Source organism: Reinekea thalattae (assembly GCF_008041945.1).
GTDB lineage: Bacteria > Pseudomonadota > Gammaproteobacteria > Pseudomonadales > Natronospirillaceae > Reinekea > Reinekea thalattae.
On record NZ_VKAD01000001.1, the window covers coordinates 321,234 to 338,908 of the forward strand.

The 17,675-nt window shown below is 44.9% G+C and carries 17 protein-coding genes; 12 read left to right on the plus strand and 5 right to left on the minus strand.

The annotated features are described in order from the left end of the window. Positions 1-74: 74 nt before the first annotated feature. The 10 genes from recR to FME95_RS01575 all read left to right on the plus strand — a co-directional run bounded on the left by recR (position 75) and on the right by FME95_RS01575 (position 12,453). The gene (gene recR / locus FME95_RS01530) at positions 75-686 is read left to right on the plus strand and encodes a recombination mediator RecR (protein ID WP_147712508.1); all 612 of its coding nucleotides are present in this window, start codon (positions 75-77) and stop codon (positions 684-686) included. Then, complete coding sequence (rnd, locus tag FME95_RS01535) at positions 673-1,806, plus strand: ribonuclease D (RefSeq protein WP_187265411.1); 1,134 nt, start codon at positions 673-675, stop codon at positions 1,804-1,806. Before recR ends, rnd begins: the two co-directional genes overlap by 14 nt. A gap of 33 nt (positions 1,807-1,839) precedes the next feature. Next, the gene (locus tag FME95_RS01540; RefSeq protein ID WP_147712512.1) at positions 1,840-2,133 is read left to right on the plus strand and encodes a YcgL domain-containing protein; all 294 of its coding nucleotides are present in this window, start codon (positions 1,840-1,842) and stop codon (positions 2,131-2,133) included. Beyond that, positions 2,126-2,566, plus strand: a complete 441-nt coding sequence (locus tag FME95_RS01545) for a YcgN family cysteine cluster protein (protein ID WP_147712514.1) — start codon at positions 2,126-2,128, stop codon at positions 2,564-2,566. The genes FME95_RS01540 and FME95_RS01545 overlap by 8 nt, the downstream gene beginning before the upstream one ends. A 119-nt stretch (positions 2,567-2,685) precedes the next feature. Continuing rightward, positions 2,686-3,066 carry a 4Fe-4S dicluster domain-containing protein gene (locus tag FME95_RS01550; RefSeq protein WP_147712515.1) on the plus strand — a complete coding sequence of 127 codons (381 nt, stop codon included), beginning with the start codon at positions 2,686-2,688 and terminating at the stop codon, positions 3,064-3,066. Positions 3,067-3,227: 161 nt separating this feature from the next. After that, positions 3,228-3,893, plus strand: a complete 666-nt coding sequence (locus FME95_RS01555) for a YEATS-associated helix-containing protein (RefSeq protein WP_147712517.1) — start codon at positions 3,228-3,230, stop codon at positions 3,891-3,893. 163 nt (positions 3,894-4,056) lie between these two features. Beyond that, positions 4,057-6,549, plus strand: coding sequence for a VWA domain-containing protein (locus tag FME95_RS01560; protein ID WP_187265412.1), 2,493 nt, complete (start codon positions 4,057-4,059; stop codon positions 6,547-6,549). A gap of 126 nt (positions 6,550-6,675) precedes the next feature. After that, positions 6,676-7,497, plus strand: coding sequence for a class II glutamine amidotransferase (locus FME95_RS01565; RefSeq protein ID WP_147712521.1), 822 nt, complete (start codon positions 6,676-6,678; stop codon positions 7,495-7,497). 136 nt (positions 7,498-7,633) lie between these two features. Beyond that, positions 7,634-11,533, plus strand: a complete 3,900-nt coding sequence (gene hrpA / locus FME95_RS01570; RefSeq protein ID WP_147712523.1) for an ATP-dependent RNA helicase HrpA — start codon at positions 7,634-7,636, stop codon at positions 11,531-11,533. After that, positions 11,530-12,453, plus strand: coding sequence for an alpha/beta fold hydrolase (locus FME95_RS01575; RefSeq protein ID WP_147712525.1), 924 nt, complete (start codon positions 11,530-11,532; stop codon positions 12,451-12,453). Before hrpA ends, FME95_RS01575 begins: the two co-directional genes overlap by 4 nt. Positions 12,454-12,574: 121 nt before the next feature. Here FME95_RS01575 and FME95_RS01580 read toward each other — a convergent pair whose 3' ends face one another. Beyond that, positions 12,575-12,904 (minus strand): protein tyrosine phosphatase family protein, encoded by a 330-nt coding sequence (locus tag FME95_RS01580; protein ID WP_147712527.1) that lies wholly within the window; start codon positions 12,902-12,904, stop codon positions 12,575-12,577. Between the two features lie 262 nt (positions 12,905-13,166). After that, positions 13,167-13,292, minus strand: a complete 126-nt coding sequence (locus tag FME95_RS13755) for a hypothetical protein (protein ID WP_281289355.1) — start codon at positions 13,290-13,292, stop codon at positions 13,167-13,169. Between the two features lie 3 nt (positions 13,293-13,295). Here FME95_RS13755 and pdxR point away from each other — a divergent pair, with 3 nt between their 5' ends. After that, positions 13,296-14,744 carry a MocR-like pyridoxine biosynthesis transcription factor PdxR gene (gene pdxR, locus FME95_RS01590; RefSeq protein ID WP_147712529.1) on the plus strand — a complete coding sequence of 483 codons (1,449 nt, stop codon included), beginning with the start codon at positions 13,296-13,298 and terminating at the stop codon, positions 14,742-14,744. A 36-nt stretch (positions 14,745-14,780) separates the two neighbouring features. Here the strand turns inward: pdxR and FME95_RS01595 are convergent, their stop codons facing one another. The 3 genes from FME95_RS01595 to FME95_RS01605 form a co-directional block, all read right to left on the minus strand. Next, entirely contained in the window at positions 14,781-15,194 is a 414-nt protein-coding gene (locus FME95_RS01595; RefSeq protein WP_147712531.1) for a GFA family protein, read from the minus strand. Between the two features lie 23 nt (positions 15,195-15,217). Then, positions 15,218-16,081, minus strand: coding sequence for a glutathione-dependent disulfide-bond oxidoreductase (gene yghU, locus FME95_RS01600; protein ID WP_222709941.1), 864 nt, complete (start codon positions 16,079-16,081; stop codon positions 15,218-15,220). A gap of 238 nt (positions 16,082-16,319) precedes the next feature. Beyond that, entirely contained in the window at positions 16,320-16,874 is a 555-nt protein-coding gene (locus tag FME95_RS01605) for a carboxymuconolactone decarboxylase family protein (RefSeq protein WP_147712535.1), read from the minus strand. A gap of 172 nt (positions 16,875-17,046) precedes the next feature. Between FME95_RS01605 and FME95_RS01610 the strand changes: the two genes are divergently transcribed. After that, entirely contained in the window at positions 17,047-17,628 is a 582-nt protein-coding gene (locus tag FME95_RS01610) for a TetR/AcrR family transcriptional regulator (protein WP_147712537.1), read from the plus strand. Positions 17,629-17,675: the final 47 nt, after the last annotated feature.

The window sequence follows — 17,675 nt, forward strand, 5'->3', positions numbered from 1 at the left end:
GCGGCTTGAGCATAGAGCATTTTGTTGTCGTTTCATGCTTTAAAAGCGATAACCTGAACAAGATATAGGCAATCATGGCGTACACCCCAGCAACTGAAGAACTTATACGAGCCTTGCAAGGTTTGCCTGGTATTGGCAGTCGTTCGGCTGCACGTATGGCGTTGCATCTGCTAGAGCGCGATACCGAATCGGCACAATGGCTTAATAATGCATTGGCCGAGGCCTTGAACAAAGTGCATCGTTGCCCGTCATGTCGGACACTGACTGAGCAAGTTGAGTGCGATATCTGCCAGGATTCTGAGCGAGATGCATCGAGCCTCTGTGTTGTTGTCAATGATGCCGATAGAGCCGCTATTGAGATGTCTAAACAGTTTCAGGGGCATTATTTTGTTTTACATGGTGTGCTGTCGCCGATTGAAGGTGTTGGCCCAGAGCAGTTAGCGATTTTTGATTTAATCGATAAGCTTAAAAACAATGACGTCAGTGAAGTGATTTTTGTTTTAGACGATCAGATGGAATCCGAAGCCACCGTCTTCTACATTACTGAGCAACTTAAGGCGATTGATGTTCGCTGCAGCCGAGTGACGTTAATGCATTTAAAAAATGGCAATTTAGACCAAGCCGAAAGTCGCCATCTCGTCAGTGCGTTGACTAATCGTCAGGAGATCACGCTTGAGCAAGAGTGAACATTACCGTTGGGTTCAGGGTGATGCCGAGTTGGCGGATGTCTGTCAGCAATGGCTTACGTCACCGGTGATCGCGGTCGATACCGAATTTGTCAGAACGGAAACCTTTCATGCGCGTTTAGGCCTTATTCAAATAGGTATAGAGCAGCAGGTTTGGCTGATTGATCCGTTAACCATTGAAAATTGGCAACCGTTGCAGCAGGTTTTTACCGATCCGAATATCATTAAGGTTTTTCATGCCTTGTCAGAAGACGCTGAAGTGATTAAACACAGCGTCGGTGTGTTATTGGTCAATGTATTTGATACTCAAATAGCCGCTGCTCTGTTGGGTTATCCATTGCAGGTTAGCTACGCAAAGTTAGTTGAAGATGTTTGTGGCGAAACAATCAGTAAAGAAGAAACCCGAAGTGATTGGGTGGCACGGCCGCTCAGTGCTTTGCAATGTGAGTACGCTGCGGCTGATGTGCTTTGGCTTTATCAGGTCTATAAGCAGGTTGCAGAACAGCTAAAGCAAATGGATCGCTATGCTTGGGTACAAGAAGATAGCGAGCGACAGGTAGCCAATAATTTACCCGTAGAGCCAGAGCAGTACTATTTAAAGCTGCGAGGCGGCTGGAAACTCAAAGGTAAGGCCTTGTTTGCGTTGAAGCAGTTGGCGGCTTGGCGTGAGCGCAGAGCACGTGAAGAGAATTGTAATCGCGGGCAAATCTTGCAAGACAAAGAGCTGATTCAGCTGGTTGAGCGTATGCCGATCACCAAAAGTGATTTGCAATATCGTATTAAGCTCAGTCCGCGTAAGATCCGCAAATATGCTGATACCATTATGGAGATCATGGCAACGGCGGAAACCATTGATCGGCAACAGTGGCCAGACAAAATCGATGGGCCTTTGCCAGCGGACCAGTCTGATGTACTAAAAAAAGTGCGTCAGCTTATTAATGACATTTGCCAACAGCATAATATACCGCCAGAAGTCGTCGCCAAGCGTAAACAGCTCGAAAGCTGGTTGAGAAGCGGCTGCCGTAATGGAGAATACATTGTTCCTGATGTTTTTAATGGCTGGCGTCATGATTATATCGTGGAGCCCATTTGCCAGCTGCTTGAGCAGCAGGGATCTTGAAAGAGTGGCAAGACAAATGAATGAGGTATCTGTGTGAAACGAGAGATCGTTCGAATCTATCGGTCATCAAAGTCTGCTGAGACCTATTTATATTTGCGTAAAAAAGACTCCTTTGATCAATTACCTGAGGCGTTGAAAGCCTTGTTTGGTAAAGGGGTTGTTGTACTGGATATGCTATTAACAGAAGACAAAGCCTTAGCGCGAGTCGATGCGGCAAAGGTACTTAAGAGTATCGAAGAGCAGGGCTTTTATTTACAGTTACCACCACCAAAAGAAGACTACCTGTTAGACCTGTATAAAGAAAAGGGTTATTCCGATCATGGCTGATAGGGTTTTTTGGCAACGTAAGACACTGGCAGAGATGTCTCAGAGTGAGTGGGAATCGCTTTGTGATGGCTGTGGCAAGTGCTGTTTGCAAAAATTAGAGGATGAAGATGATGGAACTGTGTATTACACCTCAGTAATTTGCCAATACATGACCGAAGATTGCCGTTGTTCAGAATATGAAAAACGACATGAATTGGTTCCAAACTGTGTTTGGTTAAAGCCTGAGGATGTGGACAATTTCTTCTGGTTGCCATCGACCTGTGCGTATCGGATTTTATCCGAAGGCCGCGATTTACCGGTCTGGCATCCGCTGGTCAGTGGCGATCCTGATATTATCCACGCGGTTAATATATCGGTGAAACATATGGACTTGGTAAAAGATAACCAAATTCCTGAGTCTGATTGGCAAGAATATGTTATCGATAATCAGTAGCTTTTATTAAGCTAGGTTTAATCGAACTGAGCTTAGTTAAGCTGGGTATAATCGAACAGTTTAGGCAAAAGTAGGGCATTGCTCCAACAGTTGGGCGTAGCCTAAATAAGAGGCAATTCATGGTTTATCAAGATTTATATATGAATGCAGCCATCATTTATATGATTGCATTTTTAGGTTTTTGGTTGTGTTTATGGCGTGCAGTGTCTTATCTGCCATGGCGATTGGTACGCTGGTGGATACACTGGGTGTATCTGTGTGTGGTGTTGACGCCGTGGAAAGGTACAGAACCAGAAATTTTTTATGCGCCAGCCATTATAGTTGGAGCGTTTGATTTTCTAGATGTCGGTCCAACTGGCGCGATGAAGGCATTATTGCCAATGATCGCAGCATTGGTTGGCGGCAGTTTATTTTTAGTATTGGTTGCTATAGTTGGTCGTCATTTACGTATGAAGAAGGCTGGGCAACAATCTGAGCAAGAAGAGTCGGCTGTCGGCTGATGCCGGTTATGTTGATATGAGTGTTATTTAGTTCAGTAAACCTAACCTCAGTCGTTCGAGATCTTTAAGCTTTAGTGTACATTACTCGTTTAAATAGCTAGTCTTTTCGGGTAATACATCTTTAAAACTCGTTAAAAGAGAAACCAGATAGAAGGAATATCATGGCGAATCATATATTTATACTCGTAGCAATCATGTTAATGGCCGGTGTGTTTGGTGGTCTTTTAAACTATTACATGCAAGCGCAAGTAGACACCGACAATACGAGTATGCCTCGTTGTTTGGTTGGCGGCTTGGCGGCGTCTTTTTTGGTGCCTCTAATTCTATTTTTATTGTCCAGTGACCTCATTGTTAGAAGTCAGGGTGATGCCAGCGGCTTACTTATTTTTGCGGGTTTCTGCTTGATTGCCGCTTGGTCTAGTCGGTTCTTCTTAACCACCATTACTAAGCAAATTGTTCAAGAAGTGAAAACAACGACGCAGCAGTCTAATGAAATTTTAACTGAGCTGCGTTTACTTCAGCGTGAAATGGAGCCAATGTTAGACACTGAAATCGAGCACGAAGACAGTGGCGAGCAATTAGTTTTAGCACCTGAAGACGAACTCGATGTAACAACAGCGAACGTGCTAACAGCATTGGGTAATGGCCGTTACATCTTCCGCAGCGAAACTGGATTGGCGACAGAAATTGGCCTTGATGCTAATACCATCCATAAAACATTAAATATCATCGTTGCTCGTGACCTAGGTGGCAAAGTGCTCACCAAGAAAGGTACTCGTTGGTTTATCACCTCCAAAGGTCGTCATTACCTTTCTGTCTCCAACTAATGAATTTTTATTAGCTTATAGCCGTTTATATTTTTAAGCTGGCTTTGCCTTTATTTAACGCCCCGTATATACGGGGCGTTTTAGTTTAAAAAAAGACTACAGTTGAATAGGAAGATGCCGATTTATAATGGTGAGTAGTACGATTAGTTTAACAGAGGCGAACATGGTCAGGTTTCCAAACACAATAAATACCGCTTTTTTGCGTATCTGCATCGCTGTCGCGGCTCTACTATTGAGTTCGGCTCAGGCTGCGGATATCCGTATTCTGATTGATGTTTCGCAAAGCATGTTGCAGCACGACCCTGAAAACAAACGTCAGGCTGTAATCAGTGAGTTGATCGATCAAATCCCCGAGGGCGATAAGGCGGCGATCTGGACTTTTGGTCGTTACGTAAATTTATTGGTTCCTCATCAGGTTGTAACCGATGAGTGGCGTGATCAGGCAAAAGCCGAGGTCGCTAAGCTAGGTGCGCCAGCGGTGCGATCCAACATTGGCGCAGCACTTAATGAAGCCGCCTATGACTTTGACTTTACTAATTTTACCGCAGATGTTGAAACCATCTTAATCACTGATGGCGCTGTCGACATTGCACCGAATGCCGGCGTCAACGGTGTAGCGCAGCTGCACTTAGAAAAGCAGTTGATCCCTCGATACCAAAGCGCGCAAGCTAAAATTAATACCTTAGCATTGGCGGTAGCCGAAAATAATGATTTGCTGAAAGCATTGTCCACCAATACTGGCGGGCGTTATGCCAGCATTGACGATGCTCAATCCTTATTTGACCAGCTATTTGATAAAACAGACTTAATGGCTAGCGGACCGGATGATGTCATGGCTGATCCTGAAGTCGCGTCAACTGATACTACTATGGCCGAGATGGATGGCGTAGTGATGGAGCTGGTGGTAGAAGAAGGTCCAGCCTTGACGCCAGTGGTTGACCCTGAAGAGGCCTTCGGTGCGCCTGTCAATGCGATGGCAGGCCAGCTGGACAGTAAAGTCTTTAATGTTGCTCCGGGTACCGAGCAGCTAACCTTGGTTGTACGTCACTTTGCAAATGCCGCCTCTTTAACCTCTCCGTCTGGTCAGCAGACTTCTGCTTTAGCGCCTGCGAATCAGTATTGGCATGTCACAGCCGGTATGACGGAAGTTACTGTCATTGCACCAGAAGCAGGGCAATGGAAATTGGATGCCGAAAAGTTCATATCTGCCGAAGCCTATAGCGATATCGCTTTGGAGTGGACAGAGCCGCTAGAAGATCGCGTGGCGCAAGCCAGTACCATTGCCATTGCCGCCAGCCTTATGGATAGCGAAGGTCGCTCAGTGTTGGCAAATATTGGTCAACTGATGGAAGTTAATCTCTATGTCGATAATGTTGAGGTACCGATCAATGTAACGCCTCAGGCTATCGAAGCAGATTTGATGACCAGAGAAGGGCAAACATCGCATCAGCTGACATTAAATATTGCCGCCGAGACTTTCTCTCGAACCATTAGTCGAGAGTTGAGCCTGTTAAAACCCTATGTTTCTGAATTGCTAACCCTGTCGGATGCATACGAATGGCGCCTTTACCCAAGTCGTTCATTGGACATTTATTCCATTCAGGCGCAAGCCAGTTTTGACAGCAACGATCAGGTTCAAACACATGACTTTATTCAGCATGAAGCCGGTTACTGGTATTGGCGCTTACCCTTTGACATGCCTGCCGGGCAGTACGATGTCACCCTGTCAGGTGACTTAGTCTTATCGGACTCTATTCGTGCATTGGTTCCTGAGCAAAATCGTTTACAGGTACCACCAAAAAGCCTAATGCGCGCGCCTGAGCCTAACATGGCAATGCCAACCACATCTGCAACGACGGATATGAATGACAGCTCAATGATCGAGCAGGCCGATACCATGATTGACGATATGGCCAGTGAAAACATGGCTCCATCCGTTGATGACATGATCGAGCCGCAGGTTTCTGAAGATGTAGTTTCTGAAGACTTAGTTTCTGAAGACTTAGTTTCTGAAGACTTTGTCAAAGAACCGATTATCGAATTTGAAGAGTTGACCGCAGATATCGTGGTGTCTGATGGCGCACTAGACCCACTGATGAGCGAAGAGGACGCCTTAGATCCGTTGGATCAGCCTGCGAATAGCGCACCGATTCCTTGGACAACCTATTTGTTACTCAGCTCGGTTGGGGTAATTAGCTTGATAGTTGCTTATATTGGCTATCGCTGGTTTGAATCTCGACGTAAAACAAAAGCGGTTGAGTCCGACATGTTGGTCGGTGACGATGAGTTAGCAATGGTGGACGATCCAGAAGCCTTTACCTCCGGTTTAGATTTGGCAGGTGATGACGATTTATCCAGCGATGACTTGGATATGTCCAGCGATGAAGACAGTATTTTAGATGATGATGGCGGCATCGACTTGGCAAGCGATGATGATCTCGATATCGCTATGGACAGTGATGATTTTGGTAACGATGATGTGCCGACCTTAGGTGAAGAAAGTCTATTGGATGAGTCGTTACTGGAAAGCGAAGTAGATGGCAGCGATGGTGAATTATTTGATATCAGCGATGTCGATGGTGATTTTGATGACATTGATCTAGACGTAGATGACCCATTTGCAGAATCAGAGCAAGAGCAACCGGCCAATGCTTAACGTTTAAGCCTGCCTTTGCTCTGGTGGTTTGCTGAAATCCTTTAAATTTGCGGAATGTTGGTCGAGACATTACTGAAAAACAGATCGAATGAGGTAGAATGGCTCCTCTTAGGAGGTAATCCCCATATGTGTGAGTTAATGGCATTAAGCGCTAATGTGCCAACCGATATTCGATTCAGTTTTTCAGGTTTGTGCCCGCGCGGAGGTGTCACCGGCCCTCATCGCGACGGCTTTGGCATTTGTTTTTATGAGCATGGTGGTTTACGAGAGTTTAAGGACTACTTGCCGAGCTGCCAGTCTGCTATTGCTGAATTTCTGAAATCCTACGCTATTCGCAGCAAAACCATTTTAAGTCATATCCGCCAAGCTAATGTTGGTGGCGTCAGTCTTGAAAATACTCACCCTTTTCAGCGCGAGCTTTGGGGCAAAGTCTGGACCTTTGCGCATAACGGGCAAATGCCAATAGAGCAAGTACCTCAACCCAGTTATTACCAACCTGTAGGCACGACCGATAGCGAGAAAATTTTCTGCTGGATTCTCAGTGAGCTACGTTCTGCTTTTAATGCCGATGTTTGTATTTCGCAAGTTTCAGCCTATTTACACAGTTTATGTAATCGCTTGAATGCCTTGGGTATTAACAATATTTTATTATCCGATGGCGATGCCATCTTTGCATTCTGCTCAACCAAATTACATTGGGTAGCACGCAAAGCGCCTTTTGGTGAAGCGCAATTGCGAGACTGTGATCTATCGATTGATTTCGCCTCGGTTAACAGTGACGATCATGTTTCGGTTGTTATTGCTACCGAACCACTGACCAAAAACGAGCAGTGGTTGGCTATGAAATCGGGCGAGGGGCGTATGTTCGTCAATGGCGAAAGTAGCTGGCATGATTTTGGGCCAGAAATTATTCATAAAAAATCAGAGCCGACTAAAATTGCATCCTAATGACTAATAAACGCGACGCTCATTAATTAATGCTTGTGGCTGGTTAGGCTGCAAGCTTGTTTTTTACAAGCCGGTTTAGATTACCAACATGTAGGTAAGTAAAACGGTAAACACTTAACACATCCTTTGGTTGTTCATGTCGACATCATTAACCCCGCATTATATTTTAGCTAACTTAGATCAATGTCTTATTCGTGATCGGCATTTTTTACGCTCGCGTTGTCGGCGTATTGAGTCGTTGCAAAAAGCAGCCAAGCCGACAGAAAAACTGCAGGCAACGGTAGAGCAGGTGTTTACTAAGTCTGCTGCAGCGCTGAAACAGAAACGAGATCGCATACCGGCGGTAACGTTAGTCGAACAGCTTCCTGTGAGTGAGCATGCGCAAGAAATTGCTCATACTATTTCTTCGAATCAGGTGGTTATTGTTGCCGGTGAAACCGGTTCTGGTAAAACAACTCAGCTGCCTAAAATTTGTTTGCAACTAGGCTTAGGTGCCGAAGGCATGATCGGGCACACTCAGCCAAGACGGCTAGCCGCTCGTTCGGTAGCAGACCGAATCGCCGAAGAAGTGAATACCGAGCTTGGCGATTTAGTTGGTTATCAAGTGCGTTTTACCGATAAATCCAGCAGCGATACTGCCATTAAGTTGATGACTGATGGTATTTTGTTGGCTGAGATTCAGAACGATCCGTACCTTAATCAGTATCAAGTTATTATTGTCGACGAAGCGCATGAGCGCAGCCTCAATATTGATTTCCTATTGGGTTATCTGAAGCAGCTGTTACCTAGGCGACCGGATTTAAAAATTATTATTACTTCGGCAACCATCGATGTTGATCGTTTTTCTGCTCATTTTAATGACGCACCGGTAATTGAAGTTAGCGGCCGCTCCTATCCGGTTGATGTCTTGTACCGACCTATGAGTACAGATGATGCTGATTACGCGGCAGACTTACCGACAGCCATTTTAAATGCCGTCGAAGAGATTGAGCAGCTTGAGCGATCTGGCCAAACACACAGTCGCGGTGGTGATGTGTTGGTGTTTCTTCCTGGTGAACGAGAAATTCGTGAAGCCTATAATGTTTTAAAACGCTCTGAGCTTCGAAGTACAGAAGTCTTGCCGCTGTATGCTCGACTTAGCGCCGCAGAGCAACAGCGTATTTTTTCATCACACTCTGGCCGACGCATTATTTTGTCGACCAATGTTGCCGAAACATCACTGACCGTTCCAGGCATTCACTATGTTATTGATAGTGGTTTGGTGCGGATCAGTCGTTACAGCTATCGTTCTAAAATCCAACGCTTACCGATTGAGCCGATTGCACAGGCTTCTGCAAATCAACGCTCCGGTCGGTGTGGGCGAATAGCTCCAGGCCTTGCAATTCGGCTGTATGATGAAGAAGATTTCTTAGCGCGACCTGAATTTACTGACCCTGAAATTCTGCGTACAAATTTAGCTTCAGTTATTTTGCAGATGTTACATCTTGGCCTCGGGCTCTTAGAAGATTTTCCATTCGTTGAACCGCCAGAAAAACGAATGATCAAGGATGGTTACACGCTACTGAATGAACTCGGCGCAGTGACCGATCAGGGCAAACTGACGCCAGTTGGCAAAGAACTAGCTCGTTTGCCAGTCGACCCAAGAATTGGCCGTATGGTCATCGCGGCAAATAAATTTAATGCGCTGCGTGAAGTGCTGATTATTGCCAGTGCGCTATCTGTGCCAGACCCACGCGAACGACCGCAAGAAAAACAGCAGGCTGCGGCAGAAAAGCATGCACAAGATAAAGATGAGCAGTCAGACTTTTTGGGTTTCTATAATTTATGGCAACGTTTTGAAGAGCAGCGCCAAACATTGACGCAAAACCAATTAAGAAAGTTTTGTAAAACGCAATTCTTAAACTACTTACGAATGCGTGAGTGGCGCGATATACATCACCAGTTAACACTCATGTGCCAGCAGCTTGGCTATAAGCTCAGCCAAGGTGAAGCCGATTATGAAGCCATTCATAAGTCGTTAATGAGTGGTTTGTTGAGCCATATAGCAACACACAAAGAAGAGCGAACCTACACAGCAGCTCGTAATCGACAGTGTGTTATTCATCCTTCATCGATTTATCGCAGACGCGGCCCTAAATGGTTTGTCTGCGCAGAAATGGTCGAGACAACCGCGGTTTATGCGCGTTGCGTAGCTAAGATTGAGCCGGCTTGGTTAGAACCCATCGCCATGCATTTGGTGAAGCGAAACTATTCAGAACCTCACTTTGAAAAAAAACGGGGTCAAGTTGTCGCTAATGAAACCCTGTTGCTTTATGGCTTGCCCATTGTGGTTAATCGTACCGTTAACTATGGTGCGATCGATGCTGTTCGTTCACGAGAAATATTTATTCGCACAGCTTTAGTTGAAGGCCAGTTAACCACTAAAGAAAAATTCTTTAAGTATAATCAAAGCCTAATGGACGATGTATTAGAGCTAGAAGATAAAGCGCGACGCAAAGATATTTTGGTCGATGAAGAAACGCTGTTTCATTTTTATGACGCTAAATTACCCAATGATATCGTCAACAGTCGAGGCTTTCATGCGTGGCTGAAAAAAAAACCTGCAGATTTTTTAAATTACAATACAGAGCTATTGTTGGCTGATACGGCAACTCATGTTTCTGATCGAGACTTCCCAAACAGTATGGAAGTGAACGGTATGTTGCTGCCGCTGAGTTATCATTTTGAACCGGGCCATGCTGAAGATGGCGTCACTATAAAAATTCCTGCAGGGGCTGTTAGTCAAATTTCTGCTGCCAAAATGCAATGGTTGGTACCCGGTTTATTAAGAGAGAAAATTACTGCGCTGTTAAAAGCGCTGCCAAAATCTTATCGTAAAAACTTTGTGCCGGTTCCTAACTATGTCGATGCGTTGATGGATTCATTAATTCCAGAAGATCGACCGTTAACAGCTTGTCTTTCTGATAAGTTATTTCGCATGACCGGTGTAAGAGTGCCAGAAGATGAATGGCAAGAAGACAGCATTGCAGAACATTTGCGCTTTCGTTTTCAAGTGGTCGATGAAAAAGGTAAAACTGTTGCTGAAAGTCGTACGCTGCAGCAAATTTTAAAACCAGCTAACGAAACGGCGCAGAAGCAAGCGGCTGAACCAAAGTTAAATAATGAGAAGTATGTCACTGCAACCGCATGGGAGTTTGCAGAATTACCTGAAATAGAGCACAGAATACAGGCTGGAATCAAAGTTATTATGTACCCAGCTTTGGTTGATAAGATTAATTCTGTTGGCAAAGAAAGTTTTACTAGTGAACAGTGGGCACACTTCAATCATCGTCAAGCTTTATGGCGTTTAGCGAGTTTTTATTGGCATGACAATATCCAATATATGGCTAAGCGGTTGCCCACTTTTAAAGAGTCGGCATTGTTATTTGCGCCTTATGGTAAATCAGAAAGCTTAAAGCAAGATCTATTATTTGCAGCGGTGAAAGAAAGCCTACCGCTCAATGATGAATTACCTCGCAGTGAATCCAGCTTTAAGAGCTGGCTAGATCAGGGGCGAGGCGATTTTTCTGCAATTGCGGAGAAAAAGGCAACAGAGTTGCACGATATCTTGTTAGCGCATCATAAGGTGCGTAAACAGATTAAAGGTAAGGTTTCGTTCGCAACGGCGTTTATTTTTGCCGATGTGGCCAGTCAATTAGATAACCTTATTTACCCTGGTTTTATATCGAATACCGAATCGGAACATTGGCAGAATTTACCTCGGTATTTGTCGGCAGTTGATAAACGACTTAACCGGACTTCTGGTATTCCAGCTTCCGAAACGATGGTAGTTGATCAGCTAAAAGAGTATTGGCAAAGGTTTACAAAGTACTCGACAGTGCTAGAAAGTAGTCAGCGTTTGTCAGCTGAGCTTATAGAGTTTCGTTGGATGCTTGAAGAGTATCGTGTTTCTCTTTTTGCTCAATCGTTAGGGACGCGTTTTTCTGTTTCTCAAAAACGTATCGAGAAACAGTGGCAGAAGGTTATTGAACAATGAAAAATGCATTACACATCGACAAAGTAAAAATTCAAACCGTTAAAGGCGGTCAGATTTATCTGCGCCGATTAGAGCCAGAAAACAGCAAGGCAGTAGTACTGTTTTTGCATGGTTTAGGCAACAACGGTGATACCTTTTTGAAAAATGATCGTGGCCTTGCGAATTTTTTATATGAACAGGGTTATGCATGCTATATCCCTGACATGATCGGTCATGGCGAAAGCTGGCCGCATTTAAATCAGCATCTTGATCACACTGTTTCTGATATTTTAAATGAAGACTTACCTCGGATTTTTCATGAAGTTAGTCGTCATTTAAATGGTCGTCCGTTACTTCTTGTTGGGCAGGATTTTGGCTCAACACTGTTGATGGCCGCTTACGCTCGTTACCCTAACTTACGTAACATGGTTAGAGGTTTTGTGCATTTTTCTGCTCGCCGAACGACTGCGCATAGCGATCTTAATCGCAACCCTATCAAAACTATTTTCTGGCAGCGTCTTCTGCCGTTATTTGCGCGTAAGAGCCGAGTAGTGCCGTTGAATTTATTGTCTGATTTTAATGAGCCAGAAAGCCTTCAGTGGTACCAGCGTTGGGTCGCTTGGTCTAACGGCCCTTGGGTCGATGATGGTGATAACTTTGATTACAGTGCTGCGATGAAAACATTGGTGCTTCCTTCGAGCCTGTATATAGCGGCTAACCAAAATAAGTACCGTTGCGACATTGCTGATGCGCGAGCATTTATGATGGAGCAGGGGCGTCATGATGCACGCTTGGTCATTGTTGGTAAACGACAGGGTAATTTACATCAGTACAATGATCGGGAATTACTAGAGCATCGACATGCCAGCAAGGATCACTTTCCACTGATTTTAGATTGGCTGGATAGTTGTATCGATGTTGAGTACCAACAGGCAATATAAGTTGGCAAGTGATGATGGCCTATTTGCTTCGGCCTGATAGGTTAAAATGACCCGTCCTAATGTATGTTGACGGTTTAAAGCCGCTGAGATCAGCGGCTTTTTTTATGCTTTGGAGACAGGCTTAACCTTGAGTGGTTGCTTCAAACAATACTGCCGAGCGACGACCAGAGCGGCAGTAAGCCAAGACTTTCTTATCTTCTGCAACAATCGGTTTTAATGCCTCAACCTGTGCTGAGCTAATATTGATGTTAACCATTGGGATATGGATGCAAGCCATACCTGCACGAGTGGCAGCGGCACTTATTTCTTCAAAGGTTGGTTGGCCTGGATCTTCAGCATCTGGGCGATTGCAAATAATGGTATCAAAACCTTGACGACTGGCTTCTTCCACATCGGCTAGTGTGATTTGAGGGCTAACAAAATAGTTGTCGGCAATTTGGGTCCAGCTCATAAAAAGATCTCCGGTTGCAAAGCTGTTGCTTGAATGAATTATCAAGCAGCTAGCTAAAATATTCAGTTTATCTAATATAATGAATTCTATCAGATTTACTAGGGCCAGCGCAGTTCAAAGTAGCTCTTTAATGCATCTAACAGGGTTGACGAGATGCAATTCACCCTGATGATCATCACCAAGGTTAAACGGCAGTGGTTGCAGGTCGGTTAAAAAACCGCATTGCTGAAAAAAGCCTAACATCTAGTTAGGCATTGCTTTATTAGCTTTTGGTGTACGGGCAAGCCGGTAGTGTACCGTGCCAAACGGGCAGTTCCATATCTTCCGGTTCTTCATTTGGGCCGCCAGTGCGCTGTTTGAAAGAGCCTTCTTGGATTGTCAGCTTCATTAAATGGCCATCAGTGATTTACCGCCCTTTGATCTAGATACGACGCAACCGTTGCAGGCTCAGATACATCGACAGTTTGTGCAATGGATTAAAGAAGGGCGGCTAGAGCCGGGCACTCGATTGCCATCGTCTCGACAGTTGAGTCTGTTGTTAGCGGTCAGCCGTAATACGGTGGTTGCCGTGATAGATCAGCTAAAAGCGGAAGGCTTTGTTCGTACAGAAGTTGGCCGTGGCAGCTTTATTGAGCCATCGTTGCCCCAAGTACAGCCGATAGATCCTGTAGTTTCATCACTAGAGTTTTCATCTTTGCCTCTTTCTGGGTTTGCGCAACAGCTGGAGCAGCTCTCTGTTAGCGTGCATCAAAAAACGATGCCGTTTACGCCGGGTATTCCCGCATTAGAAGACTTCCCAATGGCGGTTTGGCAGCGCTTATGGCGATATAACCAGAGCCGCATACGACTCATGGGTTACGATCATTATCAGGGTTACATGCCGTTGCGTTCTGCAATAGCCGACTATTTGCGGGTATCGCGAGGGGTTCGCGCCAATGCGGATCAGATTTTAATTACCGATGGCGCACAACAAGCATTGGCTTTGAGTGCGTTGGTTTTGCTAGACGATGGCGATAAGGTTTTGCATGAAAATCCAGGTTATCGAGGCGCACAATCGGCCTTTTCGATTCGCCATACGCAGCAAGTTGCGGTGCCGTTAAAGCACCAAGCGATCGATGTTGATTGGCTGATTAAGCATGAGCAGCATTGCGAAGATGCAAAACTTCTCTATACAACGCCAACTCACCAATACCCGATGGGTGGTTTACTCAGTGCGGCTGATCGTATTCGGTTGTTAGAGTGGGCGACTGAAAAAAAATTATGGCTAATCGAGGACGACTACGACAGTGAGTTTCATTTTTTACATTCCCCAGTGGCGGCAATGCAAGGCATGACTCAGCAGAATAATGTTATTTATATGGGCAGTTTCAGTAAGGTTTTATATCCATCGTTACGATTGGGTTATTTGGTGTTGCCAAAGCAATTAGTTGCTCCCTTCACTCAGGCTAAATCTATTGTCTCAGGAGAATCGACACTGTTGCAGCAAGCGGTTATTGCAGACTTTATTGAAGAGGGACACTTTGCTCGGCACTTGCGTCGCATGCGTCAAAGCTATAAGAAAAAATGGCTCGATTTTGAAGATAAAATTAATAAAAAATTAGCTCAGCAAGTCGATGTTATTGCTGAAAGTGCCGGTATGCATTTGGTGTTAGATTTTAACGGCCGGGACGATAAATCTATCTGCCGGATATTAAACCAAGAAGGTTTTGGTGGTTCTGCGTTGTCAGCCTACTACTTAGATGATGCGCAAAAAACCGGCATGGTTTTTGGCTTTGCCAATAGTAATGAGCAACAGCGAGAAGCGCTGGTTGAGCGCCTCGCTGATTTATTAGGGCATTAAGCCTTTGAATATTTTTATCTACGGATAGTTAAGCAGTTAGGGCTGTCGAGCGAAGCTCTTAACGCCTTCTGGTATGGTGAACCAGCTGACTTTTTCATCAGTCCAAACGTGCGCTGTTGGTTCAAAGATCGTATCGTCTTCTAGCTCGATTGGTTTCAACTTTAACTTTATGGTGCTTGGGTCTGCAGGGTTAAAATGATAAACCCGATTACCACAAGTACCGCAAAATTTAGCGGCACTGATATTGCCGCTATCAGCAGAGCGTTGCCATTCTTTCAGTTCACCAAAAAAACGAATATCGTCTTCAGCCATAACTGCCGTTACACTAAAAGGAGCGGTTGCAAGTTTTTGACATTCTTTGCAATGACAGGCAATGACCATTTTGGGCATTTGCAATATTTCAAAATGAACTTGGCCACACTGGCAAGCCCCTTTTAATGGAAAGCTCATTCAGTTTCTCCTTTGGCTGACTTTTAGTCCTTAGGTTTATTTTTTAGCACTTCGTCAATATCGGCAGCACTATGACGCTCAGCCAACTGTTCCCATTCTTCACCGAAGGTACGGTTTACAATGCGACCACGCTGTACTGCTTCGCGTTGTGAAATTTCGGTAGCCCAACGAACCACATTTTTGTACTCATGTACGGCTAGAAATTCTGCCGCTTCGTAAGAGTTGTTCAGCACTAAGTTACCGTACCAAGGCCAGGTCGCGATATCGGCAATGGAGTATTCATCACCGGCTAAATAGCGATTGTTTGCTAAACGCTTGTCTAACACATCGAGTTGGCGTTTGACTTCCATGGTGAAACGGTCGATTGGGTATTCGTATTTTTCATCGATGTAATAATAAAAATGACCAAAGCCACCACCCAGATAAGGTGCTGAACCTTGCAGCCAGAATAACCAATTGAGTGCAGTTGTACGCTGGTTAATTGATGTCGGTAAAAAGGCTTGGTACTTATCGGCCAAATACAAAAGGATCGAACCGGACTCAAATACTTCGACTGGAGTGTCGGTTGAATAATCAACCATCGCAGGGATTTTGGAATTTGGGTTTAGCTCGACAAAGCCAGAAGAAAACTGAGTACCTTCTCGGATGCTGACTAGGTGAGCGTCGTACTCGGCGTCTTTGCCTAGAGCGAGCAGCTCTTCCAACAAGATAGTAATTTTTTGACCATTAGGCGTACCCATAGAATAAAGCTGAATAGGGTGATTACCTACGGCAAGTATCTTTTCGTGTGTGGCGCCGGAAACCGGTTGATTGGTGCCTGCCCATGCGCCGCCGTTTTCTTTATCGAATGTCCATACCTTAGGGGGGGTGTATTTTTCTGCCACAATAAAACCTCATCTGTTGTCGGTTATAGCTTGTTGGTATTAATACTTGATGCTTGATGCTTGATGCTTGATGCTTGTTGCTAATTGTCGATGCTGTTGGTTGTCGACGATAATGCATTTAAACCCTAGCTTATCAGGCTGATCGGTTAAGCGCTAAATCAGACTGGCTGAATTAGCGCTCAAACTCATATTATTGTTGTTATTTTTTGCCGTTATTTTAACAGCACGATGCGTTTAGCTATTAGGCTTTTTTGGTCCACGCAAAGGGTTGGAACATTTCATCAACAGGCGTTTTAGCAAGGTGGTTAACGTAGTTGCTGATCACCTTTTGAGACAAGCCTAGAACGATTTCAAGTACTTGTTTCTGTGCGTAACCTGCAGCGTAAAAAGCTTCAAGTTCTGCATCGTCAACAAAACCACGCTTACGTACAACGCTCAATGTGAAGTCATGCAAAGCCTGAAGTTTAGCTGTAGGCATTGGTTCTTCGTTACGTAACGCTTCGGTTAATTCAGGGTCAACCTTCATTGAATGAGCAATGGCTGTGTGGGCTGGTACGCAAAAATGACAGTTGTGCTCGACGTTGATCGTTTGCCAAACCACAGTCAGCTCTTCTGCACTAAAAGACGTGCTGGTGAAGTAGCCGTGCAGCTTAGTGTAGGCTTCTAGCAGCTCAGGTGATTCTGCCATAACCGCGTATAGGCTTGGGATAGCGCCCATTTGCTGCAAAGAACCTTCTAGAATAGGTTTGGCTTGTTCTGGTGCTGATTCGACGTCGTGCAGTTTAAATTCGCTCATATTTTTTTACTCTTAATTGTATTGGCTAATGATATTAGGTGTCTTTTTTCGTGCTGTGATTAGCTAAAAATCACGTTGCTTGTTTAACGGGGAGTAACTTAACTGGATTTGAACGATCGTTCAAGCTATATTTGAACAATCGCTCAATTATATTTTGTTCTAAGGTTATGCCATGAGTAATTCCGCAAAGTTCGACCGCTTACAGGTGATAGAGAAAGCGACTCAGCTGTATTGGCAGCGAGGCTATCATGCAACCTCGATGCGTAACTTGCAGGATGCTATTAACATGCGCCCAGGCAGTATCTATGCTGCATTTGGCAGTAAGGATGGTGTCTTTAAAGAGGCGTTAGAGCATTATGCGCAGCAGAGCTTGGCTGGCCTGAGCCGTGCGCGACAACAGCATAGCTCGCCGTTGGCAGCGTTAAAGCAAATGATTCACGATACAGTGGTGGAGTCCCGAAAAGACGCTCCTAGCTGTTTATGTATGCTGGCTAAAACCGTAGCTGAGCTGACAGAAGATCAAGCCGAGTTATTAAGTTTGGCAAAGCACAAGCTTAAGCGCATAGAGCAGGGATTTGCGGAGTTGTTGAGTGAAGCCCAGCAGCAGGGTGAAATTGGCTCCGAATATGATGTCGACCAGTTAGCGCAATACGTACAGGTGCAAATTATGGGCTTACGTTCTTATGGCAAGGCGAACGATGACGCGCCGTTAGAGCGTATGGTCGAGCAGATGTTTGAGCGTTATTTAGCGTAGCGATAGCAAGCAGCTTACCGTTAAATACGGCTTGCTGCCTGTTTAAA